Here is a 24,159-nt window from a genome sequence, read left to right on the forward strand (position 1 = left end):
GGGTTGGTCGGGGTGGGCGGCACGGTGTTGCTCCGGGGTGTATTCGCGGGGGATCTGGCAAAGGTCAGGCACGGGGAGGAAACCGTGACGACAACAGTACGGGGAGATACGGAAATTGCGTGATCATGCGCATGGAAGCGTTCCCAGAAACCGTCGCGAACGCGGATAGTCGTGATGGCTGTGCCTATTGTCACCGAATGGTCCCAGGCCACTCGATGTTCGCTTAACCTTCGCGCACCGATCGCTGACGACGCCGGGATTGCCGGCGGTCGGCTCCGGGGTACCAGAAAACTAAACCTTCGTTAAGTGTCATTCCGGCGCGTGTGGGAGGATCTGGTGGCAGCACAGCAGACGGTCGAGCACAAGTACGTCTACGACTTCGCCGAAGGAAACAAGGACCTCAAGGACCTGCTCGGCGGCAAGGGGGCAAACCTGGCCGAGATGAACAACCTCGGCCTGCCGGTCCCGCCCGGCTTCACGATCACCACCGAGGCGTGCAAGGCGTACCTGGCCACCGGTTCGGAACCGGACGGCCTGGCCGACCAGATCGAGGCGCACCTGCAGGCCCTGGAACGGACGATGGGCCGCCGGCTCGGCGACCCGGACGACCCGCTGCTGGTGTCCGTACGCTCCGGAGCGAAATTCTCCATGCCCGGCATGATGGAGACCGTCCTCAACGTCGGCCTCAACGACCGAAGCGTCGTGGGACTCGCCCGCCAGGCCTCCGGCACCGACCAGGCCGCCTCCGGCGGCGCGGACCGGTTCGCCTGGGACTCCTACCGCCGCCTGATCCAGATGTTCGGCAAAACCGTGTGCGAGGTGCCGGGCGAGGAGTTCGAGCACGCCCTCGACGAGGTCAAGCGCGCCAAGGGTACGCACAACGACCTGGACCTCGACGCCGACGACCTGCGCGGGCTGGTCGACGCGTACAAGAAGATCTTCGCCAAGCACACCGGGCGGGAGTTCCCGCAGGAGCCGCGGGAACAGCTCGACCTGGCCATCCGGGCGGTCTTCGACTCGTGGAACGCCGACCGGGCGGTGCTCTACCGCCGCCAGGAGCGCATCCCGGCCGACCTCGGCACCGCCGTGAACGTGGTTTCCATGGTCTTCGGCAACCTCGGCCCCGACTCCGGCACCGGCGTGGCCTTCACCCGCGACCCCGGTAGCGGCACGCAGGGCATCTACGGCGACTACCTGGCAAACGCCCAGGGCGAGGACGTCGTCGCCGGCATCCGCAACACCGTGCCGTTGCAGCAGCTGGAACAACTCGACAAGAAGTCCTACGACGAACTGCTCGGGATCATGGCCCGGCTGGAGCAGCACTACAAGGACCTCTGCGACATCGAGTTCACCATCGAACGCGGCAAGCTCTGGATGCTCCAGACCCGGGTCGGCAAGCGTACCGCCGCCGCCGCGTTCGTCATCGCCGGCCAACTCGTCGACGAGGGCCTGATCGACCTCGACGAGGCGTTGCACCGGGTCAACGGTGCGCAGCTCGCCCAACTGATGTTCCCCCGCTTCCAGCTCGACCACGGCATCCAGCCGGTAACCAAGGGGATCGGCGCGTCCCCGGGCGCCGCCTCCGGCAAGGTGGTGTTCACCTCCGCCCGCGCCGTGGAACTGGCCGCCCAGGGCGAGTCGGTGATCCTGGTGCGTCGGGAGACCAACCCGGACGACCTCAACGGCATGATCGCGGCCCAGGGCATCCTCACCTCGCGCGGTGGCAAGACCAGCCACGCCGCCGTGGTGGCCCGGGGCATGGGCAAGACCTGCGTCTCCGGCGCCGACGAGTTGGACGTCAACGTCCCGGCGAAGCGGTTCACGGTGGGTGGGCAGGTGGTCGACGAGGGCGACCTCGTCTCCATCGACGGCACCACCGGCCTGGTCTACCTGGGTGAGGTGCCGGTCATGCCCTCGGAGGTGGTGCAGTACTTCGAGGGCGAGCTCGACCCGGAGCGGACCGACGACGCGCTGGTGCGGGCCGTACACCGGATCATGACGCACGCCGACGCGACCCGGCGGCTGCGGGTACGCGCGAACGCCGACACCGGTGCCGACGCGGCACGGGCGCGGCGCTTCGGCGCCGAGGGCATCGGCCTGTGCCGGACCGAGCACATGTTCCTGGGCGACCGACGGGAACTGGTCGAGCGGCTCATCCTCGCCGGCACCGACGCCGAACGGGAGGACGCCCTCGCCGCGCTGCTGCCGTTGCAGCGGGCCGACTTCATCGAGATCTTCCGGGAGATGGACGGCCTGCCGGTCACCGTCCGGCTGATCGACCCGCCGCTGCACGAGTTCCTGCCCCCGTTGGAGCAGCTCGCGGTCAACGTGGCGGTCGCCCAGGAACGCGGCGAGGACGTGGCCAAGGAGGAGGCGCTGCTGGCCGCCGTCCGGCGGATGCACGAGGAGAACCCGATGCTCGGGCTGCGCGGCGTCCGCCTGGGCCTGGTCATCCCCGGTCTGTTCGCCATGCAGGTCCGGGCGATCGCCGAGGCTGCCGTCGAGGTCACCCGGGCCGGCGGGTCGGCCTGCCCGGAGATCATGGTGCCGCTGGTCGGCGCGGTGCAGGAACTGGAGACGGTACGGGTCGAAGCCGAGAAGATCATTGCCGAGGTGGTCGGGGACAGCGGCGTCGAGGTGTTGATCGGCACGATGATCGAGGTGCCCCGGGCGGCGCTGACCGCCGGGCAGATCGCCGAGGCGGCGGAGTTCTTCTCCTTCGGCACCAACGACCTGACCCAGATGGGCTGGGGTTTCTCCCGCGACGACGTCGAGGGCGCGTTCTTCTGGCGCTACCTCGAACTGGGCATCTTCGGCATCTCCCCGTTCGAGTCCATCGACACCGACGGGGTCGGCCGGCTGGTCCGGATCGCCACCGAGGAGGGGCGGGCGGCCCGCCCCGGGCTGAAACTCGGCGTCTGCGGCGAACACGGTGGCGACCCCGACTCGGTGCACTTCTTCCACGAGGTCGGCCTGGACTACGTCTCCTGCTCCCCGTTCCGGGTCCCGGTGGCCCGGCTGGAGGCCGGTCGGGCCGTCGTCTCCAGCACCGGCTCGGACAGCCGTTGACCCGACCGGCGGCTGCGCCTCAGTCGGCGCCGCCGCCGGTCGGTGGCCGTTGCCCGGCAGCCGGCGGGCCGGCGACCGTGGCGCCCGATCGCCGCCGCGCCGTCGCAGGCCGGCACCGCGTAACCTGGGCACCCGCGAGGAGTTCCGTACGGCGGAGGGTGGCCGCATGACCAGCGCCTGGGCCGCGGTGTTCGACGCCGGTGACCGGGCCCGCCCGGCCGGCCGGTGGGTGGGGGGCCGCCGCGGCCCGCGGGCGAGAGGCTGACCGTGTCGGCCGACCCGCCCCTCGCCGAACCCGACCTCGCCGACGTGTCGGGCGTCGACACCCGTCGGTTCGTCGACGAGACGCCGAAGGACACCGGCCGCGGCCGGTCGCCGTACGAGCGGGACCGTGCCCGGGTGCTGCACTCCGCGGCGTTCCGGCGGCTGGCCGCGAAGACCCAGGTGCACGTCGCCGGCACCGACGACTTCCTGCGTACCCGGCTGACTCACTCGCTGGAGGTGGCGCAGATCGCCCGGGAGATGGGCGCCCGCCTCGGCTGCGACCCGGACGTGGTGGACACCGCGGGGCTCGCCCACGACCTCGGCCACCCGCCGTTCGGCCACAACGGTGAGGACATCCTGGACCGGCTCGCCGCGAGCTGCGGCGGCTTCGAGGGCAACGCGCAGACGCTGCGGGTGCTGACCCGGCTGGAGGCCAAGGTGCTGGGCCCGGACGGGACGTCGGCCGGGCTGAACCTGACCCGGGCCGCGCTCGACGCGGTCAGCAAGTACCCCTGGCCCCGCCGGCCGGAGCTGCGCAAGTTCGGGGTGTACGCGGACGACCGCCCGGTCTTCGACTGGCTGCGCATCGGCGCACCGGCCGGCGGTGAGCCGCCCACCGGTGTCCGGCGGTGCCTGGAGGCGCAGGTGATGGACTGGGCCGACGACGTGGCGTACTCGGTGCACGACGTGGAGGACGGCATCCACGGCGGGTACGTGTCACTGCGTCCCCTGCTGGACGACCCGGACGAGCGGGCCGCGCTCTGCGCCGACGTGGCGGCGGTCTACTCCGGCGAGTCCCCGGCCGACCTGGGCGAGGCGCTGGTGGAACTGCTCGCCGAGCCGGTGCTCGCCCCGCTGGCCGCGTACGACGGCAGCCATCGCGCGCAGGCGGCGCTGAAGGCGATGACCAGCCTGCTCACCGGCCGGTTCGTCGCCGACGTGGTGAGCGCCACCCGGGACCGTCACGGCCCCGGCCCGCACCGCCGGTACGCCGCCGACCTGGTGGTGCCGCGGCCGGTCCGGGCCCGGTGCGCGCTGCTCAAGGGCATCGCCTGGCGGTACGTGATGCGCCGGCCGGGCGCCCGGGCCCGCTACGAGCGGCAGCGGGAGATCCTCACCGAGCTGGTCACGGCGCTCGCCGACCGGGCACCCGAGGTGCTCGATCCGGTCTTCGCGCCGCTGTGGCGGGCCGCGCCGGACGACCCCGCCCGGCTGCGGGTGGTGATCGACCAAGTCGCCTCGCTCACCGACCCGGCCGCCGTGGCCTGGCACGACCGTCTGACCCGACCCGGCGCCTGACTCCGGCCGTCCAGCTCGGGCCGGCCGGTGGCGCGGGTCGGTGACTGCATGATCGGCTTGTTAGGTTAACCTAACCTCATGTCGGAGCGCGCGAAGATGGTCACCGCCGCCACGGTCCTGCGGACCGAGCGGCCCACCCCCCACCTGATCCGACTGGTGTTGGGAGGGCAGGAGCTGGCCGGACTCCCGGTGGGGGAGTACACCGACCACTACGTGAAGCTGGTCTTCGCGCCGGAGGGCGTCACGTACCCGCACCCGACCGACCTGGCCACCATCAAGCGGGAGTTCCCGGCCGAGCAGTGGCCCCGGCTGCGCGCGTACACGGTCCGGGCCTTCGACCCGCTGGCCGGCGAGCTGACCCTCGACGTGGTGCACCACGGCGACGAGGGGCTGGCCGGACCCTGGGCGGCCCGGCTGCGCCCCGGCGACGAGGTGCGTTTCGTCGGCCCCGGCGGGGCGTACGCGCCGGACCCGACGGCGGACTGGCACCTGTTGGTGGGCGACGAGAGCGCTCTGCCCGCCATCGGCGCGGCGCTGGAGCGGGTGCCGGTCGGCGTCCCGGCCGTGGTCCTGGTCGAGGTGGACGGCCCGGCCGACGAGCAGCGGCTGTCCAGCCCGGGTGCGGTGACGCTGACCTGGCTGCACCGCGGCGACCGGCCGGTCGGCGAGGCACTGGTCGCCGCGGTGCGGGCGCTGGAGTTCCCGCCGGGCCGGGTGCACGCGTTCGTGCACGGTGAGGCGACGTTCGTCAAGGAGCTGCGCCGGCTGCTGCGGGTCGACCGTGGGGTGCCCCGGGAGGCGCTGTCCATCTCCGGCTACTGGCGGCGCGGGATGGACGACGAGGGCTGGCGCTCCACGAAGCCGGACTGGAACCGTCAGGTCGAGGCCGAGGAGGTCGCCGCCGTCGCGGGTTGACCGCCGTGCGCCGCGCGCCGGTCCCCCCGGCTACGGGCTGTCGGTCCGGCAGGGCAGGATGTAGGGCCGAGGGGGTGGCAGGAGATGGCTGGGCGGATCCGGGACGAGGACATCGCGCTGGTCCGGGAGCGCACCTCCATCGCCGAGGTCATCGCGGACACGGTGACCCTCCGGTCGGCCGGCGGCGGCAACCTCAAGGGCCTCTGCCCGTTCCACGACGAGAAGAGCCCGTCGTTCAACGTCTCGCCCGCCCGCAACGTCTTCTACTGCTTCGGCTGCGGGGTGGGCGGCGACGCGATCAAGTTCCTGATGGACGCCGAGCATCTCAGTTTCGTCGAGTCCGTCGAGCGGCTCGCCGCCCGCGCCGGCCTCCAACTGCGGTACGTGGAGAACGACCAGGCCGCGCCGCGCAGCCGCCCGCAGCAGGGGCAGAAGCAGCGGCTGGTGGCCGCGCACGCCGCCGCCGTGGAGTTCTACCAGGCCCAGCTCACCACGGCCGGGGCCCGACCGGCCCGGGAGTTCCTGGCCCAGCGTGGCTTCGACCGGGCCGCCGCCGAGCGGTACGGCTGCGGGTTCGCCCCCGACGGCTGGGACCTGCTCACCCGGCACCTGCGTCAGCAGGGATTCAGCCACGACGAACTGGTCACCGCCGGGCTGTCCCGGCCGGCCCGGTCCGGCTCGTTGATCGACCGGTTCCGCCGCCGGCTGCTCTGGCCGATCCGGGACCTGGCCGGCGACGTGATCGGCTTCGGCGCCCGCAGGCTCTTCGACGACGACGACGGCCCGAAGTACCTCAACACCCCCGAGACGCCGATCTACAAGAAGTCACACGTCCTCTACGGCATCGACCAGGCCAAGCGGGAGATCGCCAAGCAGGGCAAGGTGGTCGTCGTCGAGGGCTACACCGACGTGATGGCCTGCCACCTGGCCGGCGTGCCGACCGCCGTGGCCACCTGCGGCACGGCCTTCGGCGCGGACCACATCACCGTGCTGCGCCGGCTCCTGCTGGACACCGACGACGTGGCCGGCGAGATCATCTTCACCTTCGACGGGGACGCCGCCGGCCAGAAGGCCGCGCTGCGCGCCTTCGAGGACGACCAGCGCTTCGTCGGGCGTACCTTCATCGCCGTCAGCCCGGACAACATGGATCCGTGCGATCTGCGCCTGGCCAAGGGCGACCTGGCGGTCCGCGACCTGGTCGCCCGCCGTGAGCCGCTGGTCGACTTCGCGCTGCGCCACGTGATCAACCGGTACGACCTGGACACCGTGGACGGCCGGGTGGAGGCGATGCGCCGCGCCGCCCCCCTGGTCGCCAGGATCAAAGACCGGGAGAAGCGGCCGGAGTACGTCCGCAAGCTCGCCGGTGATCTCGGCATGGAGATCGAGCCGGTACAGCGCGCCGTGCTCGCCGCGGCCCACGCCCCCGGCGGCGAACGGGAGCCGGCGAGACCCGCCCGCGACCGGGCCGCCACTCCCGCGCCGGCGGTGGACAGCCCGCAGTCGATGGTCGAGCGGGAGGCGTTGAAGCTCGCCCTCCAGGAGCCGGTGCTGGCCGGTCCGATGTTCGACGCCGTCGAGGCCACGGAGTACCGCCATCCGGTGCACACGGCGGTCCGGGCGGCGGTCGCGGCGGCCGGCGGGGTCACGGCGGCGACCGGCGGGGCGGTCTGGATCGAGTCGGTCCGCGACGCCTGCGCGGACCTGGCCGCCCGGGCGCTCGTGGGCGAGCTGGCCGTCGAGCCGCTGCGCATCGACGGCGAGCCCGACCCGCGCTACGTGTCGATCACCATGGCCCAGCTCCAATGGGGTTCGGTCACCAGCCGGATCCGGGATCTCAAATCCAAGATCCAGCGGATCAACCCGGTGAACAACAAGGACGAGTACTTCGCCCTGTTCGGGGAACTGCTCTCGCTGGAACAGCACGCGCGGGCGCTGCGCGAGCAGGCCGCGGGAGGACTGTGATGGGACTGTTCAGCCGCAAGCCCAAGCTGCCCCCCGCCGCCCGGCCGCCGCTGGCCGCCGACGAGCGGGTGCTGGCCTGGGCCGCCGCCGGCAACGGCGAGGGCGACGGCGTGGTGGTGGCCAGCAACCTCGGGCTGTGGCTGCCCGGCCGGGGGCATCGGCTGGGCTGGCACGACATCCTCAAGGCGGTCTGGTCCGGCCGCGAGCTGACCGTCACCCCCGCCGAGCCAATCACCGAACGGGACGGGTACCGGGTGGTCGCCGACTGCCCCGCCGAGACATATCTGCTGCTCGACCCGGGCGACCTGCCGCACCAGGTGCGGGCCCGGGTGACCCGCTCGGTGGCGTGGACCGCCCACCACCGGCTGCCCGGTGGCGCGGGCCGGATCGCGGCCCGGCGGGTCGCCGGTGTGGACGGTCTGACCTGGACGGTACGCCTGGACCCCGGCACCCCCGCCGACGACGAGGTGCTGGCCGAAACCGATCGGCTGGTCGCCGACGCCCGCGCCACCACCGCCCCCGCCGACATCTGACCGGCCGGTTGGCGTCGCGCGCCCGGCCAGCGCCCGTGCCCCGGCCCAGGGCGCCGATCAGCCGCCCTGGTAGAAGCGGACCGCTCCCGGGTGCAGCGGGACCGGGTCGGTGCCCGAGGCGCTCTGCCGGGTGAAGTTCGCCGCCTCCGGGTGCGCGTCGACCAGGTCACTCTGGTGGGCGAAAAGCAGCCGGGTCAGGTCGTACGCGAGCTGCTCGGGCATGTCGGCACCGACCAGGATGAGGTTCGGTACCACCACCGTTGGCGTGCCGGTCCGCGTCCCGTAGACGTCCTTGCGCAGTTCGGCGGTGCCGTACACCGAGCCGTACGTCGCGTTCAACGGGTCGATCAGGTCGGCGATCGGCAGCAGCTCGAACGCGCCGGGCGCGCCGGCGAGCAGGTCGGCGATGCCCGGGGTGGGCAGGCCGCCGGAGAAGAACATCGCGTCCAGGGTGCCGGCCCGCATCCGGGCGACCGTCTCGGGCAGGGACAGGGTGAACCGGCGGACGTCCCGATCCGGGTCGATCCCTGCGGCCGAGAGCAACCGACCGGCGATGATGTCGGTGCCGGACCTGGGCGAACCGGTGGAGATTCGCTTTCCGCGCAGGCTCGCGAAGTCCCTGACCTCGGCCTTCGCCCGGACGATCACGTGGGTGTAGTTGCTGTACACCCGGGCCAGCGCGCGGACCGGCTGGGGCTGGCGGAACGCCCCCCGGCCGACGACCGCGTCGGCCGCGGTGTCGGCGAGGCTGAACGCGATCTCCATGTCGCCGCCGGCCAGCCGGGTGATGTTGTCCACCGACGCGCCGGTCGGCTCGGCCCGCGCCTCGTACCCGGGCAGGTGCCGGCTGATCACATCGGCGTAGCCGCCGCCGAGCTGGTAGTACACGCCCGTCGTGTTGCCGGTGGCCAGGAAGATCCGCCCGCCGTGCCAGACCTCGGGATGCCCCTCGGCCGGCCCGCACCCCGCCGTGAGGACGGCGACCAACACCGCCGCCAACCACCGTGCCGGCCAACCGGTCACGCCCGGACCGCCGGTTCCAGCGCCTCGGCCACCCGCTGCACGAGAGTGGCCGTCTCGAAGCCGACCTGGCCGAGGTCGCAGCCGGGTGCCGCCAGCACCCCCAGCAGCGCCCGCTCACCGACCGCCATCACCAGCAGCACCCCGCCGTCCATGTCGACGATCTGCTGCCGTACCCGGCCGGCCGCCATCAGCCGTGCCGCGCCGACGGTCAGGCTGGCCAGTCCGCTGATCACCGCGGCGAGCTGGTCCACCTGATCGGGGGAGAGATCCGGCGAGGAGGCGAGCCGCAGACCGTCCTGGGAGACCGCCACGGCGTGCGAGACGTCCGGCACCCGGTCGGCGAAGTTTGTCAGGAGCCAGTCGAGGCCGGCGTTCACGGGTGAGGTCATTGTGGTCTCCCAATCGGTCCGTTGTGCTGGTCACGTCGCATCGCGCTGGACACGCCCTCGGCGAGGGCGGAGAGCCGGGCCCGTACCACCTCCGGGTCGAGCGGGTCGTCCGCCCGCGCCACCGGCGGGGCGTCGCTCAGCGCGGTGGGTAGCGCGCCGCCACGGGTACGGCGGGGCAGGCCCGTTCCGGTCGTGGCCGCCCCGGCTGGCGGCGATGGGGCGGGGTGCGCCGTGGCCGTCACCATTGCCAGGGCCGTCGGCGGCCCGCTGCGGGGCTGGAACCAGGCGGCCGACGCGGTGGGCTGCCGGTCGTTCGTCACCGGCGCGATCGGGCTGGCCGGTGCCGGCGGCGGGCGGCGGGACACCGCCTCGACCCGGGTGAGCGCCTGCTCCGGGATCTCGACCCGGGCGACCGTGCCCTGTCTGCTGTTGTGCAACTGCACCCGGATGCCGTGCCGGGCGGCGAGGTGCGCCACCACGTGCAACCCCATGCTGCCGGCCGCCGCGCTGGAGAGCACGGCGGGGGCGAGGAGCCGCTGGTTGATCTCGGCGAGTCGGCTCTCGCTGATGCCGATGCCCTGGTCGTGGACCCGCAGGGTGAGCCCGACGACGGTACGGCGGCCGTCGACGTGCACCGGCGTGTGTGGTGGTGAGTAGGTGGTGGCGTTCTCCAGCAGCTCGGCGAGGAGGTGGACCAGGTAGCCCACCGCCGCGCCGCGCACGGCGACGGCCGGCACGTCGATCTCGACCCGTTGGTAGTCCTCGATCTCGGAGACGGCCGCGCGGACCACGTCGGCGAGCAGATGGTCGGCCTCCTGCGCGCGTCCCGGCTCGCCACCGGCGAGGACCAGCAGGTTCTCCCCGTTGCGGCGCATCCGGGCGGCGAGATGGTCCAGGGCGAACAGCCGGGCCAACGCGTCCGGGTCGGTCTCCTCGCGTTCGAACTCGTCGAGCAGCCGCAGCTGCCGGGTGATCAGCGTCCGGATCCGGCGGGCCAGTGCCTCCGCCATCCTGGTGACGTCCCGCCGCAGCTCGGCCTGCTCGCCGGCGAGGCGCAGCGCGGCCTGGTGCACCGTGTCGAACGCCTCGGCGACCTGGGCGACCTCGTCGCGGCCCTGCCGGACATCGGCGGCGAGCCGGGTGCCCGCACCCTTGTTCGGCACTCCCTCGCCGGCAGAGATGGCGGTGATCCGTGCCGGCAGCTCGGTGTGGGCCATGGTCAGCGCCGCGGCGCGCAACCGGCGCAGTCGGCGGCTGGTGCGTACGGCGAGCAGGGCGGCGGTCAACAGCGAGGTGGCAGCGACCGTGGTGGTGGCGCCACCGGTGACCAGGGCCCGCCAGCGGGCTTCGCGGGTCAGGCGCGCCGCCTGCAGGTCGAGGTTCTCGGACAGTTCCCGCCCGAGGAGGTTGTACCGCCGGATGACGCCGCTCTGCGCCACGTACCAGGCGTCGCCGTCGGCGACGGTGTCGCCCTCGGCGGCGGCGTCGCGCATCCGCCGCGCGGTTGTCACGTCGCTGCCGGCCAGCAGCCGGTCATGGGCGGCCCGTGCCGCGCGGCTGGCGAGCCGGGTGAACTCGGCCTGGCGCTGCTCGTGCGCGCCGCGCAGCCGACCGAGCCGGACCAGTTCTCCCGGGGCCAGCTCACCCCGGACGAAGACCGTTCGGAGCAGGTCGCGTTCCCGCGAGGACAGGTGTTCCTGGGCGGCCACGGCCGCCACCTCGCGGGCCGCGTTGGCCAGGCCGATGTCGCGCAACTGGGCCGGCAGCGCGTCGGCGACGGTGAGCAGGGAGCCGACCAGCGCCAGGTAGGTCCCGTCCGCGGTCCCGGAGCGCGTGGCGGCCTCCCGGGCCTGGCCCAGCCGGTCGAGCTGGCTGTCGGCGATGTCGAGCATCCGACCGAGGGCCGGTGCCGCCCGGCGGGCCTCACGGGCCGCGGAGCGGTACCGGTCAGCGGCGGTGTCCACCCGCCGCCGCTGCGCGTCGACCAGCGGTCGGCCGCGGGTGCCGCCTCGTTGGCGCAGGGCGGCCGTCTCACCGAGTTCCCGCTCCAGCTCGTGTACCAGGCGCACGGTGGCGGTGGCGGTGCCGGCGAGGACCCGGGCCCGGCCGGCGTCGGTGGCGGCGTCCAGCGCGGTGCCGGTCTGGACGGCCCCCAGTACCACCAGCGTCACGGTCGCCACCAGGATGGGCACGAGGAGCTGGGTGCGTACCGACCAGAGTCGGTCGGTGTGGTCGGCGGGCCGGTTGTGCCGGCGGACGCGGATGGGGTGGGGGAGCGGCACGGTGTCTCCCGGTGTGGGTCGGGGCGGCGGATCGCCGGTGGCGTCGGCCCGGAGCCGGCGTGCGGGTTCAGCTCGGGCCGAGGTCCCACAGGGGGTCGGAAGAACGTACGGAGGACACGAGGGGGCACGATACGCGAACTGCCCACCCCAGAAAACATTGCTCATTGTGATTGCGCCCAGTAGGTCACCAGTCCGCAGATCACACAGAGACACGCAAATGAGGCAGTGTTTTCACGAATAAGGGCGGGCCGGTCGGCAGACATGCTGGATGTCCAGCGAGTCTGCAGTGATCCATCCATGATGGGGGTGTGTCACCGGTTCGGCGGATGATCATCAGGGTGACTGACGGTGACGAAACTGTGCACGCCAAGCCGTCACGCGGTGTCGTCATCGCTACGGTCGGTGCCCGGCCCGGTGCCGGTTGTGGCGAATGTCGAAAGGTGCCGCGGCTGTCGGGGGTCGCCGGTACGGTCGGCCGGTGACCAGTACGGCACCACTCATCCGGGCCCGCGGGCTGGTGAAGCGGTTCGGCGCCTTCACCGCCGTCGACGGCATCGATGTGGACGTCCACCCCGGCGAGGCCTTCGGCTTCCTCGGGCCGAACGGCGCCGGCAAGTCCTCCACCATGCGCATGGTCGGCTGCATCTCCCCGCCCAGCGGAGGTGAGCTGCGCATCCTCGGGATGGACCCGGTACGGGACGGACCCGCCATCAGGGCCCGCCTCGGCGTATGCCCCCAGCTGGACAACCTCGACCCGGATCTGACCGTCCGGGAAAACCTGACCACCTACGCCCGCTACTTCGGGGTTCCCCGCCGCACGGCCCGCGAGCGTGCCGCCGAGCTGCTCGATTTCGTGCAGCTCACCGAACGGGCCGACAGCAGGGTCGAACCGCTGTCCGGCGGAATGAAACGCCGCCTGACCATCGCCCGGGCACTGGTCAACGAACCGGACGTCGTGCTGCTCGACGAGCCGACCACCGGGCTCGACCCGCAGGCCCGTCACCTGGTCTGGGAACGGCTGTTCCGGCTCAAGCAGCAGGGCGTCACCCTCGTGCTGACCACCCACTACATGGACGAGGCCGAGCAGCTCTGCGACCGGCTGGTGGTGATGGACGGCGGCCGGATCGTCGCCGAGGGCTCGCCCCGCGCGCTCATCGAACGGCACTCCACCCGCGAGGTGGTGGAGCTGCGTTTCGCGGCGGAGTCGCAGGAGGCGTTCGCCGGCAAACTCGACGGGCTGGCGGAACGGGTCGAGGTGCTGCCCGACCGGATCCTGCTCTACGTCGCCGACGGGGACACGGCCGTCACCCAGGTCGAGGCGCGCGGCCTCACCCCGGCCGCCGTCCTGGTCCGGCGCAGCAGCCTGGAGGACGTCTTCCTGCACCTCACCGGGCGCACCCTCGTCGACTGACCGCACTGCGGCGGGTGACGTAGCATCGGCGGCCGAAACGGGGAGGCCGCATCATGGAAGCTTGGTCACGGCGTCAGGCGGGACTGGCCGCGCTCTGTCTCGGTGTCTTCGCCACCATCTGGTTCAGCGTGCCGGCGGCCGAGTCGCCGCTGCGTACCCTGCTCGTGGTGGCCAGCGGCGGGGCGTTGCTGACCGCGCTCGGCGGCGCCGCTCTGGTGCTGCGCGCGGGCCGGGCCGGGGGCGCGCTGCCGCGCGACCGGCGGTACCTCGTCATCGTCGCCGTCGAGTTCGCCGCGGCGGTGCTCGGCGCCGCGCTGCTCGCCGCCCTCGGGCAGGCGGAGTACGTCCCCGTGCTGGTTTGCGCCGTGGTCGGTGCGCACTTCCCGCCGCTTGCCCCGGTGCTCGGCGACCGGCTGCTGGTGCCACTCGGGGTGGCGATGTGCCTGGTCGCCCTGGCCGGGCTGGTCGCCGCGCTCGTCATGTCGACCCCGGCAGCGCTGGTCGTCGGCACCGGCGCGGGCCTGCTGCTCTGGGCGTACGCCCTACTCGCCCTGCTCCGCGCGGCCCGCGCCGGACGGGTCGCCGGCCGGTAAAGCCGCGACACCCCGGCCGGCGACCGTAGGGTCTTGTCGTACCCGTTCGGTAGGAAGACCGGGTAACGGACGGTGGGTGGGGCCTGGAGGTGGCGACCGAGGTGAGCGTGGCGCAGCGGTCGCGACCCGAGTTGCCCCGGGTGCCGGCGATGACGGTGCTGGCCTACCACCTGACCGGCTACCGTCGCACCTGGCGCGCCGGCGTCTTCTCCTCCTTCCTGCTGCCCACCCTGACCGTGCTCGGTTTTGGTCTGGGCGTCGGCGGCTACGTCGACCAGGGCGTGAACGGGGTGCCCTACCTGGAGTGGATCGTGCCCGGGCTGCTCGCCTCCACCGCGCTGCAGGTGGCGATCGCCGAGTCGACCTTCCCGGTGTTCGCCAACTTCCAGTGGACCAGGTCGTACACCGCACAGAACGCCGCGCCGCTGCGTGTCGGCGACATCGTCGCCGGTCACCTGGCCTTCGTGCTGTTCCGGGCGGTCACCGCCAGCGCCGCGTTCCTGCTGGTGACGACGCTGCTCGGGGCGGTGGCCTCGGCCTGGGCGGTGCTCACCCTGCCGGTGGTGGCGCTGCTCGCCCTGGCGGTGGCCGCGCCCACCTTCGGATACGCCGCCGCCGTGTCCAGCGACAGTTGGCTGGCGATGCTCTTCCGGTTCGCGGTCATCCCGACGACGCTCTTCGCCGGTGTCTTCTTCCCGGTCGAGTCGCTGCCCGGCGGCCTGCGCCACCTGGCGTACGCGACCCCGCTCTGGCACGCCGTCGACCTGTGCCGCGCGGCCATGCTGGGTGCGCCGCCGCAGTGGTCCGTCCCCGGGCACCTGCTCTACCTCGCCGCCTGGGCGGTGGGCGGCTGGGCGTTGGCCGTCCGTCGGTTCCGTCGCCGGCTGGTGGTATAGGAGAGCCCGCCCATGGTCACCCTCGTCCTGCCCCGGCTGCTCGGCGTCGCCGCCGCCACCCGTCGCTCCGCCGCGATGGTCGAGCGGAACGTGACGGCGCTCAAGTGGGTCTACTGGCTGCTGCTCGTCTCCGGGTTCGTCGAGCCGGTGCTCTACCTCTTCTCGATCGGTGTGGGGGTGGGCCGGCTGATCGACGGCATGACCCTGCCCGGCGGTCGGGTGGTGGCGTACGCCGTCTTCGTCGCCCCGGCCATGCTCGCCTCGTCCGCGATGAACGGGGCGCTCGCCGAGACCACCTTCAACTTCTTCGGCAAGTTCAAGTACCAGAAGCTCTACGACGGCATCATCGCCACACCGGTGCGGCCGTTCGAGATCGCCCTCGGCGAGCTGGCCTGGGCGATGGTGCGCGGCTCGGCGTACTCGGCGGCGTTCCTCGCGGTGATGGTGGCGATGGAGCTCACCACCGTCGGGCGTGCCCTGGTGGCGTTCCCCGCGGCGGTGCTGACCGGCTTCGCGTTCGGGGCTTCCGGCATGGCCCTGGCCACGTTCATGCGCAGTTGGCAGGATTTCGATCTCATGGGGTCGGCGCAGTTCGTCCTCTTCCTCTTCTCCGGCACCTTCGTGCCCGCCGAGGCGTACCCGGCGGTGCTGCGCTGGCTGGTCGAGCTGACCCCGCTCTACCGCGCGGTGCACCTGCTCCGGGGCATCTGCGTGGACGGGGGCGGCTGGGCGGTGCTGCCCGACGTGCTCTACCTGCTGGCACTGACCGCGCTCGGGTTGGCCGTCGCGGCGCGGCGGATGGTGGGCCTGCTCTACCGCTGACTGGTTACCGGTCGTCCTGTTGCGGGCATGAGCAGGACATCACCGACCACGAGGAGGGGCGCATGGCCACCGACGACAGGCCGGACGGCCCGACCGACCTGCCCGGCCGCGGGTGGGTGGCGGCGTTGCGGCGCACCATCCGGGAGTTCAGGGACGACAGCCTCGTCGACTGGGCCGCCGCACTGACCTACTACGGCGTGCTCTCCATCTTCCCCGGCGTGCTGGTGCTGATCTCCCTGCTCGGCCTGCTCGGCGAGCGGGCCACCACCGGGGTACGGGACACCGTCAACCAGGCGGTGCCGCAGGCCGACATCCGCCGGATCATCGAGGGCGCGATCGACCAGGCGGGCGCGTCCGGCGGGTTGGCCAGCCTCGCCGCGATCGTCGGTCTGCTCGCCGCCTTCTGGTCCGCCTCCGGCTACATCGCCGCCTTCATGCGCGCCTCGAACGCCATCTACGACGTACCCGAGGGGCGGCCGATCTGGAAGACGTTGCCGATCCGGCTCGGGGTGACCGCGGTGATCGGGGTACTGCTGCTGGCCAGCGCGGTGATCGTGGTCTTCACCGGCGGCTTCGCCGAGCAGGTAGGCAGCGCCGTCGGGGTCGGCTCCACCGCCGTGGCGGTGTGGAACATCGCCAAGTGGCCGGTGCTGTTGGTCCTGGTCAGCCTGATCTTCGCGATCCTCTACTGGGCCTCGCCGAACGCCCGGCACGGCGGCTTTCGCTGGGTCAGCCCGGGTGGGGTGCTGGCCGTGCTGATCTGGCTGGTGATCTCCGGCCTCTTCGGCCTCTACGTCAGCAACTTCGGGTCGTACAACAAGACCTACGGGGCGCTCGCCGGGGTGATCATCTTTCTGGTGTGGCTCTGGCTGAGCAACATCGCCATCCTGCTCGGCGCGGAGTTCGACGCCGAGCTGGAACGTAGCCGGGCCATCTCCGCCGGCCACCCGCCGCAGGAGGAGCCGTACGTCGAGCTGCGTGACGACCGCAAGCTCCGGAAGAAGCGCAACGCGGCCGGGAAGCGCTGACCGGGTCCAGGCCCCGCGGTGGGCCGGCCCCCGTCTTCAGGTACGGGTGGGCAACCAACGCACGTCGGGCCGGTCACCGTGCGGTGACCGGCCCGACGGGACGTACGTGATCAGGCGTTCATGCCGTTGGCGCCCGAGCCGGGAGCCTTGGGCTTCGGGGTGGTGCTCGACGAGCTGGTGGCGTTGGTCGGGCTGGTGGAGCTGCTGCCCGACTTGGCGCCGACGGTGGCCGGGGTGCCCGCGAAGGTGTCGTCCGCCGGGGTGAGCCCCGGCTTGCTGCCGTTGCCGCCCAGCTTCTCGCCCAGCTTGGACTGACCGAGCTTGTCCTTGCCCTCCGAGTAGAGCCGGGTCGCCTGGGCCTGCGCGACACCGGCCGCCTCCTGCACGGTCGGGTGGTCGAGCACCTTGCGGCCACGGACGACCAGCTCCTCGTACTTCTCCCGGCCGGCACGGGCGCCCAGGACGAAGCCCGCAGCCAGCCCGCCAAGAAACATGATCTTTCCGCGCATGGCGGCTCCTTCCGTACCTGACGCTCCGCCGTTCCCCGTCCGCACACCGGACCGGGATCGACCTGTTCGCGCCTGCGTCCTCTGTCAACAGCTAACTACCCATCCTGCTCCGCAGTCATACCTCGTGGTGCGGGGATGGTGATTTGTCCCCATTATTGGTTTGCGGCCGGCCGGGGTGCCGTCCGATCGGCATCCGCCACGCCGGGTGTTGAACGCGGAGGTAACCCTCTGGACCGAACCCCCGGGGAATCCTGTACTCTTGTGCCGTCGCCGAGCGCCGGAGAGATCCGGAGTGAGACGACGTACGGTCCCCCGTAGCTCAATTGGCAGAGCAGCCGGCTGTTAACCGGCAGGTTTTTGGTTCGAGTCCAAACGGGGGAGCTCAGCTCCGCATCGAGCCCGTCGGCCCCAGGCCGGCGGGCTTACGTCTGTAGCGCCCCGCCCGCGCCATAGCCATCCGCGGTCGACGACGGCCCGGGCCGATCCGGGCCGCCGAGACGTCGGCGTCCGGCACCGAACGGTGCCGCTCGGCGGCGTAATGCTCGCGGGCCGCGCCGGGCGTGATTGCGGGCACTCGCGGAGGGGTGCCGACTGTTATCCTCGCGTAGCCCATCGTGCCGGCGAGCGCATGATCGTTCCTGCCGGTTCGGTGGTGGCCGGTGATCCCCGGGGCGGGTTACGATCCGGCGCGGCAACGGGGCGGTAGCTCAGCCGGTTAGAGCAGGGGACTCATAATCCCTCGGTCGCGGGTTCGAGTCCCGCCCGCCCCACCATCAGGAAGCAGGCTTGACCTGCTGTTTCTTGCTGGCTTTGCGATCTTTTCCACTGTTCGGCGTCGATGAAGATGGCCGCTGTGAGCCCGAGGTGAGCCCGGCGGTGCGCTGGGAACGCTGGCGGGGGACCAGCCGGGCGGCTGCTTCCGCCGCTTCGCGTGCCAGTTCCGGCAGAACCGAGGTGTAGGTGTCGGACGTCAGTGAAATCGAAGAGTGGCCGAGCATGTCCTGAACCACCTTCATCTCGGTGCCTGCCGCGAGAGCGATCGTGGCCGCGCCGTGGCGGAGGTCGTGCAGGCGGATCGGCGGCAGGCCCGCCTTGCGCACCAGCCGATCGAAGTAGTCCGACAGCCAGTTGGGCTCGACCCACTCGCCGGCCGGGCGGGTGAACAGACGCCCGCTCTCGACCCACGCCGCGCCGGCTTCCTCCCTGGCCTTCTGCTGCCGCTTGAGGTGGCGCTTGGCTACCTTCAGGCTGTCGGCGTCGAGAGCGACGATGCGGTTTCCGGCATCGCTCTTGGGCGCGTTCTCCTCAATCTCCCCGGCGACCTCCACGAGTTGCGTGGCGACCGTGAGGGTCTTGCCCTTGAGGTCCAAGTCCTCGGGCCGCAGGCCGCACGCCTCACCCCTACGCAGTCCGCGAAACGCGATCAGATGAAAGAGCGCGTACAGCTCGTCGTCCGCGATGAAGTCGAGGAAGGCCCCGGTCTGTTCTGGGGTCCACACCATGACCGGTGACGGTCTCTCGCCGGTGGCCCGCCACCGTGCAACCCGCTCGTCTGTCCACACCAGGGCCTTCGGCCGGCGCACGGGGTCAAGCTCGACGTGGGCCGCCGGGTTGAAGGTGATCAGCTCTTGCGTGATGGCGTCGTTCAGGGCGGCCCGGAGGGTAGCCCTGGTGTGTCGACGCGTCGTCGGTCCGACAGTGCGGCGGAACGGGGGCATTTCAGCGATGGCAGCGCGCGCAGCGCGTCGACGCTCACGCCCCTTGAGCGACTTCAGCTCATCAATGGCGGCCCGTCGCAGGGTGTTCGCTTCCTCGATCTCGATGTTGCACTCAACAATCGCGTTGAACATCTCGGTCAGGTGCGACACGCGCAGCCGGTCAAGACGGATTGCGCCAATGCGCGGCTTGAGGTGAAGCCGGATGTCCCGGCCGTAACGGTTGATGGTGTTACGGCGGATCTTCCGGCCAGCAAGCCACGTGTCGAGCCAATGGCCGACCGTGATGCGGGCCGTCAGAGACTGGCCGCTACGGAACTTGCGCCGCGTCTCCTCCGGATCGGGCAGCGGTTCCCGGTCGGATGCCACGCGCTCCAGTAGATTCCCCATGCGCTGGCGACCGTCGAGGTCGTCGGCATCGGGTATGGCCAGCAAGGCGCGGATCGCGTCCAGGTCCGCTTGGGCGTCGGTGGCCGACGTGTAGCCGGATCGGCGGAAGGTGCGACGTTCGCCGTCGGCATTCGGCGGAAGCTCCTGTCGGACGCCCCAGGTGCCGTGACGGCGCTGATTGAGCTTCGGGCAGGATTGCCCGTACTGCTTGCCGGTCTCCGGATCCCGGCAGGCGCAGCGACGGAACACTGATCCTCTCAAGGTTCCTCCTGACAGAAGGGGAAGTGGTACCTATAATGGTACCACTTCCCCGACGGTTCGATGGAAGGTGAGTTATGCGACGACGCCGGGTGGTCGAGGCTGCTCAGGGATTGCCGGCGCTACCCGGCGACGAAAAGCGCGACCAGCAGGTCAAGATCCGGCTTACTCCCAGCGAGGTTGAGAAGCTAGTGAGATTGCGACCGGACCTCACCGCCGCCGGCATCGTCGCGCTCCTTGTCGACGACGTGCTGTCAGGTCGGCACGTTCCGCAATGGGCTGCCAAGTCAAGTGATGGCTTGGACGCCGAGTAGTTCCAGGATCTCCGGAACGGGCACGACGTAGCGTCGCCCGACACGAAGAACCCGCACGGGGAATTGCCCACTCTTGGCCAGGGCGTACGCCTTGCTCCGGCCGATACCGAGGATCGCTCCGGCAGTCCCCACATCCGTTGTCACGCCAAGATCACGAACGGCGTCGATGGTCCAAGGGTTGTCAGTCGTGGTGCTCATTGCATGTCTCCTGAGGGATGGTCAACGCTCATGCGAGCGTCATGGGCGGCATCGCGGGCGGCTTGAAGGTCGTCTGCGATGGCGTCGGCGAACATGGCTTGTCCGGCGGTGTGGCCGGTTCCGGCGTAGGTCCAGTGCTTGTCGGTGATGGCGTCGATGTCGTCGTGGGTTTCCTCCTGGTCGTCTTGGTCGCGGCGGTGCTGTTCGCGGGCAGCGCGCAACGCGGTGTAGGTGGTCGAGTAGGCGCGGCTCTTGGTGGCGATGTGGCCTCGGTAGCCGAGTTGGTGTGACCACCGCCGCAGGTTCAGCGACTTGTACTCGGGTCGGCCGCCGAGGGTCCAGCAGGTGCGAATGAGGGTTCGGGCGTGCTCGGTGACGGGGAGTGCCGAGATGGTGATGGCGTCACGGATGGGCCGGTCAACGGTAATGCCGGCGACATCAGGCTTGGTGACGTACTTGGCAATGTAGGACGCCACGGCCCGCTCGGTGAGATCGTCGTCGCCGCCGTGGCCGGGCAGGATGGGCCGGATCTCGAGCTGCGCCCCGAACCGCAGGATCGCATCGAGGCCGGGTACGGCCACATGCACGCGGCGGGTAGCGGTGCGGATGGTCTGCACCAGGAGTGCCAGGGTGGCCCAGGCCGGCGGCGGGATACCGAGGGTGGGGCCGTCAAAGCGCATGACAGCGTGGAAGTGGACCGACCCGCGCCGCTGGTACTCGGCAACTTTGGCGTAGGCGACGCGGACCGCGTTGCGGGCGGCCGTGCGGGAGATTCCCCGGTTAGCGGCAGGGGCTTCGTACAGGTTGCGGTGGAGACGCTGCCACAGGTCGCGGGTGTGGGCGTTCCAGAGCACGGCGGCCGGGTAGTCGTAGCAGTCGCCGCAGATCGGGGAGCCAGTCAGCGGGTCGCCCGATGCGTGCCGGTCGAGGCACCACAGGGGCCGGCCGTGGGTGCAGACGAGGCCACGTCGACCGCGTGACGGCCGGCACGGCTCGTCGGTGGTGTGCCGGTGGACCGGGCCGAAGCTGGGCGCGGTGAACGTGACAAACACGCGCGGGTGCGCCCGGACGGTGTCGGGGACACCCTTGCCGCCAGCGAGCCCGGACACGACGAGTTGGTAGGTGTCGCCCTGGTGCAGCCGGGCGCAAGGCTCGCAGCGGGACTGCCGCCGGTTGCCGCAGGCGATGGTGAGCCGCCCGTGGGGCTGCTCCGCGCTGGTGAAGGCGTGCACCAGGCGGCCGGTGGCGGCGTCCACGGTCAGGGTGTGGCCGACCAGGTGCACGGGGTGCTGACAGCCACCGATGCGGCGAATACGTGCCAGCCACGCGCGGAAGTCGGGGTGGGTGGCGGTGGACAGGATCTCGCGGTCAGTGAACGACAGGCCCGCATCAGGCCCGCCGGGGGCGGGGGTCGGCATGGTGGTCCTCTGCTCCTCGCGTAGGGGTGGCCGGCGCTGCCGAGCCGGTCCGGTGATGGTCCGCCGTCACCGGTCGGTGGGACGGCGGGGCGGGTTGGTCGTGGTCGCATCGGCTGCCTCCATTCGTGTTGCGGTGGACGCGCGGTCAGGCTCCAGGCGGGGTGAGGCCGGGAAGGACCGGCGCCAGGTGTGCCGTGGCGACGATGGCGGCCACCAACTGCTCTGGTGACAGGTAGACCGAGCGGGCGCGGATCCAGCCGGCTTCGTCGGCGGTGGTGACCGCGATGCCCTTTACGGCGGGGTCGATCTGCTGGGCGGCTTCCACGGCGTCGGGGTAGAGGTCGCCCAGGGTCATGTCTACGGTTTCCTCGTCGTTGACGCGCAGGCAGATCCGTCCGGCGAGCTGGGCGCGTAGCGCGGTCACGCCGGGGCCGAGGTCGGAGCCGACCCGTTGACCGGCCACGACCAGGTGCACGCCGAGGGCCGCGCCGAGCTGCGCCAGCCGCAGCAGGTTCGTCGTGGCTCGAAGGGCTTCGTCCTTGTCGGCGCGGGAGGCGACTAGGTACAGCTCGGCCAACTCGTCGACGATCACGATCACCGGTACGGGTCGCAGGGCCGGCGGAAGTTGCCAGATGTTGCGTGCCCCGCGCTGGCGGCACAGCCGCATCCGCCGTTGTGTCTCGGAGACGAGTGCGGCCAGGACGTCCGCCGCCTCGGCTCGGTCGGTGGCGAGAGCGGACAGCCGGGGCGCGTGTGGGGCCAGCTCCATGCCGCCCTTGCAGTCGATGCCGACCAGCGCCATCGGCCGCGTCGCCCACTGGGCTATAGCGGCGTTGATAAGCGTGGACTTGCCCGACTGTGTGGCCCCGGTTACCAGCCAGTGCGGGAAGGTGGCTAGGTCGATCACCCACCGCTGCCCGTCTTCCCGGTGGCCCACCTCGGCCGCCAGGTCCGCCGGTACGGCTACCGGACGGTTGACCGGTTCGGTGGTGGTGTTCGAGGGGTGGGAGGTCACCGCGGCCGGCTTGCGGGGCGGATCGGTGCTCCCGGCCGTCGCCTCCCTCCGCTGCGAGGTGAGCGGGTCGGCGTTGAGGATGGTCAGCCGGACTCGGCCGCGTAGCCTCGCGTCGACCCGGACCGCGTGGACGCCCCAGGCGTGCGCCATGGCCTCAGCGGCGTTGACGAACGGTTCGGGGATCTGCCCGGGGTGCAGCAGGATCACCGCCGTTGCCCCGAAGGAGCGGGGACGGATGCGGGTCAGCAGCGGCAGGACCGGCATGATCGGCCGGCCCTTGACGATGAGCGGCCCGAGTTGGCCGGCGGTGGGCCGGTCGGTGCCGGTCAATTCGGCGTTGAGGCACAGGTGCCGCCAGGAGTGGCGCATCCGCATCAGCAGCAGCGGGAACCCGATCAGGTACCAGTGCGCGCGGGGTGCCTTCCGGCGCAGCAGCCGCGAGGCCACAACGAGTGCGACGACGACGGCCACCAGGACGACGGCGGCGGTGATGATGGTTGGTAGCCACGACTGGAGCCGTTCCAGGGTGACCCCCGGGAACCTCGGCGCGAAGCCGGGAATCCCGGGGGTCATCGTTGGTGACGGCGCAGGCGTCGGCGGTGGTGCCAATGCCGGCGGCATCAGTCAGTCCTCCGTTCGGATCATGGGGCGCTCGGTGGCGTAGTCGGACTCGTCGGCGTAGGTACCGGCCAGGTCCACCCCGTGTGCCAGGACAGCGGCCAGCCAGCGGCACCGGGCCGCCGTCTCAGCGAGGTAGTCGGCCAGTTCCTTGACCAGGCGGGGCCGCGTGGCCTGCGGCGCGGACTCGATCGCGTCGGCCAGGCCGGCGACGTCCGAGGCCATGAGCCGGATCACGTCCAGTTCACTCGTGCCGGGCCGATCGTCAGCCCAGGTCGGTCCGGCGGCGGTCATGATTGGCCAGCCTTACCGCCGCGCTCGCGCTGGGGCGGGGTCGGTACCGCAGCGGACGATGAGCCGCCGTTGCCGGGGCGCTTCGGGTAGATCGACGCCGCCTTGTAGGACAGGCCGTGCCGGCCCTCGATCTCCCACAGCGACACGTCCAGCTCGGTCACGCCGACCGGGCTGCCCTCCGTGACGCCTTCCGGCTGGGCGGCGGTCTGTACGTCGATTACCGACGCTTTGCGGGTACCGGCCCGGCGCACCGCGATCCCGGTCACCCACAGGTGGTTACCGTCGCGGTCCTTGCGCTGCTCGCCGTCAAGATCGGTCTTGGGTTCGGGTGCGGCCACGCACAGCAGGCCGGTCAGACGAGAAAGATCAACAGGAATGCTGTTCACAACAAACTCCAAAGACGAAGAGGTTTGGGGTGGTGCAGGTCGTACGGGTGGCGCAGTCGTCGGGACACGGACAACACGGAGCCGGCCGACCGGGGCGGGCCGCGACTCCGCACGCCCGGCACGGAACACGACCGGAACGGCCCAACTGCGGCGCGACGAGCGAGACAGGGCATGACGGACCTCCACGGGAGACGACAAGGAGCGGAACGCCGCCGAGGACCAGGACGACGGCGAGCACATCGGGCACGAGCCGGGCCGAGACGACCCACGGCCGGAGGCCGGGTGCCGGGCGATGACGCCGAGCCCAACCGATCCAGGGCGAGCGAACGCCGAGACGGCTCGGAGCTGGACCGGCCACAAGCGGACGGCAGAACGGGGACCGGCGCAGAGCCCGTGTACCGGGTGACCGACGATCACGGCCAGAACGGCAGGAGCGAGGCGGGCACGGTCAACACCCCGGGAAGCCGGGGTGCGTACGAGTTTCCCTACTTGGTCAAGAAGCGGGATCGGCAGGGCCGATCCCGCGAACAGGGGGAAGGAAGGAAAGGGGGGTGGGCG

General features: G+C 71.5%; 20 protein-coding genes and 2 tRNA genes. 12 read left to right on the forward strand and 10 right to left on the reverse strand.

Going from position 1 to position 24,159, the window contains the following annotated elements:
- Positions 1–336: 336 nt before the first annotated feature.
- From ppdK to E1166_RS17895, 5 genes are all read left to right on the forward strand, one after another.
- Positions 337–3,069, forward strand: a complete 2,733-nt coding sequence (ppdK, locus tag E1166_RS17875) for a pyruvate, phosphate dikinase (protein ID WP_132340320.1) — start codon at positions 337–339, stop codon at positions 3,067–3,069.
- Positions 3,070–3,378: 309 nt separating this feature from the next.
- Complete coding sequence (locus E1166_RS17880; RefSeq protein ID WP_132340354.1) at positions 3,379–4,632, forward strand: deoxyguanosinetriphosphate triphosphohydrolase; 1,254 nt, start codon at positions 3,379–3,381, stop codon at positions 4,630–4,632.
- 78 nt (positions 4,633–4,710) lie between these two features.
- Positions 4,711–5,547: a siderophore-interacting protein gene (locus tag E1166_RS17885; RefSeq protein ID WP_132340322.1), complete on the forward strand. Its 837-nt coding sequence runs from the start codon at positions 4,711–4,713 to the stop codon at positions 5,545–5,547.
- An 84-nt stretch (positions 5,548–5,631) separates the two neighbouring features.
- Positions 5,632–7,509, forward strand: a complete 1,878-nt coding sequence (dnaG, locus tag E1166_RS17890; protein ID WP_132340324.1) for a DNA primase — start codon at positions 5,632–5,634, stop codon at positions 7,507–7,509.
- Positions 7,509–8,042 carry a hypothetical protein gene (locus E1166_RS17895; protein ID WP_132340326.1) on the forward strand — a complete coding sequence of 178 codons (534 nt, stop codon included), beginning with the start codon at positions 7,509–7,511 and terminating at the stop codon, positions 8,040–8,042. Before dnaG ends, E1166_RS17895 begins: the two co-directional genes overlap by 1 nt.
- Before the next feature lie 57 nt (positions 8,043–8,099).
- Here the strand turns inward: E1166_RS17895 and E1166_RS17900 are convergent, their stop codons facing one another.
- Genes E1166_RS17900 through E1166_RS17910 form a run of 3 tightly spaced genes read right to left on the reverse strand, consistent with a single transcriptional unit; the run spans position 8,100 to position 11,736 of the window.
- Entirely contained in the window at positions 8,100–9,065 is a 966-nt protein-coding gene (locus tag E1166_RS17900; protein WP_132340328.1) for a TAXI family TRAP transporter solute-binding subunit, read from the reverse strand.
- Entirely contained in the window at positions 9,062–9,454 is a 393-nt protein-coding gene (locus E1166_RS17905; protein ID WP_132340330.1) for a roadblock/LC7 domain-containing protein, read from the reverse strand. The genes E1166_RS17900 and E1166_RS17905 overlap by 4 nt, the downstream gene beginning before the upstream one ends.
- Positions 9,451–11,736 (reverse strand): sensor histidine kinase, encoded by a 2,286-nt coding sequence (locus E1166_RS17910; RefSeq protein WP_132340332.1) that lies wholly within the window; start codon positions 11,734–11,736, stop codon positions 9,451–9,453. Before E1166_RS17910 ends, E1166_RS17905 begins: the two co-directional genes overlap by 4 nt.
- Before the next feature lie 478 nt (positions 11,737–12,214).
- On the opposite strand from E1166_RS17910, the gene E1166_RS17915 reads away from it, so the two are divergent.
- The 5 genes from E1166_RS17915 to E1166_RS17935 all read left to right on the forward strand — a co-directional run bounded on the left by E1166_RS17915 (position 12,215) and on the right by E1166_RS17935 (position 16,486).
- The gene (locus E1166_RS17915; RefSeq protein WP_132340334.1) at positions 12,215–13,147 is read left to right on the forward strand and encodes an ABC transporter ATP-binding protein; all 933 of its coding nucleotides are present in this window, start codon (positions 12,215–12,217) and stop codon (positions 13,145–13,147) included.
- A gap of 53 nt (positions 13,148–13,200) precedes the next feature.
- The gene (locus E1166_RS17920) at positions 13,201–13,740 is read left to right on the forward strand and encodes a hypothetical protein (RefSeq protein WP_132340336.1); all 540 of its coding nucleotides are present in this window, start codon (positions 13,201–13,203) and stop codon (positions 13,738–13,740) included.
- Between the two features lie 149 nt (positions 13,741–13,889).
- Positions 13,890–14,636, forward strand: coding sequence for an ABC transporter permease (locus E1166_RS17925; protein WP_132340356.1), 747 nt, complete (start codon positions 13,890–13,892; stop codon positions 14,634–14,636).
- A 12-nt stretch (positions 14,637–14,648) separates the two neighbouring features.
- Entirely contained in the window at positions 14,649–15,458 is an 810-nt protein-coding gene (locus tag E1166_RS17930; protein WP_132340338.1) for an ABC transporter permease, read from the forward strand.
- 62 nt (positions 15,459–15,520) lie between these two features.
- The gene (locus E1166_RS17935) at positions 15,521–16,486 is read left to right on the forward strand and encodes a YihY/virulence factor BrkB family protein (protein WP_132340340.1); all 966 of its coding nucleotides are present in this window, start codon (positions 15,521–15,523) and stop codon (positions 16,484–16,486) included.
- 110 nt (positions 16,487–16,596) lie between these two features.
- On the opposite strand, the gene E1166_RS17940 is transcribed toward E1166_RS17935, so the two are convergent.
- Positions 16,597–16,995, reverse strand: a complete 399-nt coding sequence (locus E1166_RS17940) for a hypothetical protein (protein ID WP_132269019.1) — start codon at positions 16,993–16,995, stop codon at positions 16,597–16,599.
- 308 nt (positions 16,996–17,303) lie between these two features.
- Here E1166_RS17940 and E1166_RS17945 point away from each other — a divergent pair.
- Together E1166_RS17945 and E1166_RS17950 are read left to right on the forward strand one after the other, a co-directional pair.
- Positions 17,304–17,376 (forward strand) — tRNA-Asn (locus E1166_RS17945).
- Between the two features lie 315 nt (positions 17,377–17,691).
- Positions 17,692–17,768, forward strand: a tRNA-Ile gene (locus tag E1166_RS17950).
- On the opposite strand, the gene E1166_RS17955 is transcribed toward E1166_RS17950, so the two are convergent.
- From E1166_RS17955 to E1166_RS17980, 6 genes are all read right to left on the reverse strand, one after another.
- A complete protein-coding gene (locus E1166_RS17955; RefSeq protein WP_132340342.1) occupies positions 17,769–19,361 on the reverse strand; it encodes a tyrosine-type recombinase/integrase in 1,593 nt (530 codons plus the stop codon).
- A 284-nt stretch (positions 19,362–19,645) separates the two neighbouring features.
- Positions 19,646–19,870, reverse strand: coding sequence for a helix-turn-helix domain-containing protein (locus tag E1166_RS17960; protein WP_132340344.1), 225 nt, complete (start codon positions 19,868–19,870; stop codon positions 19,646–19,648).
- Positions 19,867–21,288: a replication initiator gene (locus E1166_RS17965; protein WP_347813028.1), complete on the reverse strand. Its 1,422-nt coding sequence runs from the start codon at positions 21,286–21,288 to the stop codon at positions 19,867–19,869. The genes E1166_RS17960 and E1166_RS17965 overlap by 4 nt, the downstream gene beginning before the upstream one ends.
- A 145-nt stretch (positions 21,289–21,433) precedes the next feature.
- Positions 21,434–22,876, reverse strand: coding sequence for an FtsK/SpoIIIE domain-containing protein (locus E1166_RS17970; RefSeq protein WP_165944367.1), 1,443 nt, complete (start codon positions 22,874–22,876; stop codon positions 21,434–21,436).
- Positions 22,877–22,927: 51 nt separating this feature from the next.
- The gene (locus E1166_RS17975) at positions 22,928–23,215 is read right to left on the reverse strand and encodes a hypothetical protein (protein WP_132340350.1); all 288 of its coding nucleotides are present in this window, start codon (positions 23,213–23,215) and stop codon (positions 22,928–22,930) included.
- Complete coding sequence (locus E1166_RS17980; RefSeq protein ID WP_132340352.1) at positions 23,212–23,601, reverse strand: hypothetical protein; 390 nt, start codon at positions 23,599–23,601, stop codon at positions 23,212–23,214. Before E1166_RS17980 ends, E1166_RS17975 begins: the two co-directional genes overlap by 4 nt.
- Positions 23,602–24,159: the final 558 nt, after the last annotated feature.

The sequence above is a fragment of the Micromonospora sp. KC213 genome, from assembly GCF_004348325.1.
Lineage (GTDB): Bacteria > Actinomycetota > Actinomycetes > Mycobacteriales > Micromonosporaceae > Micromonospora.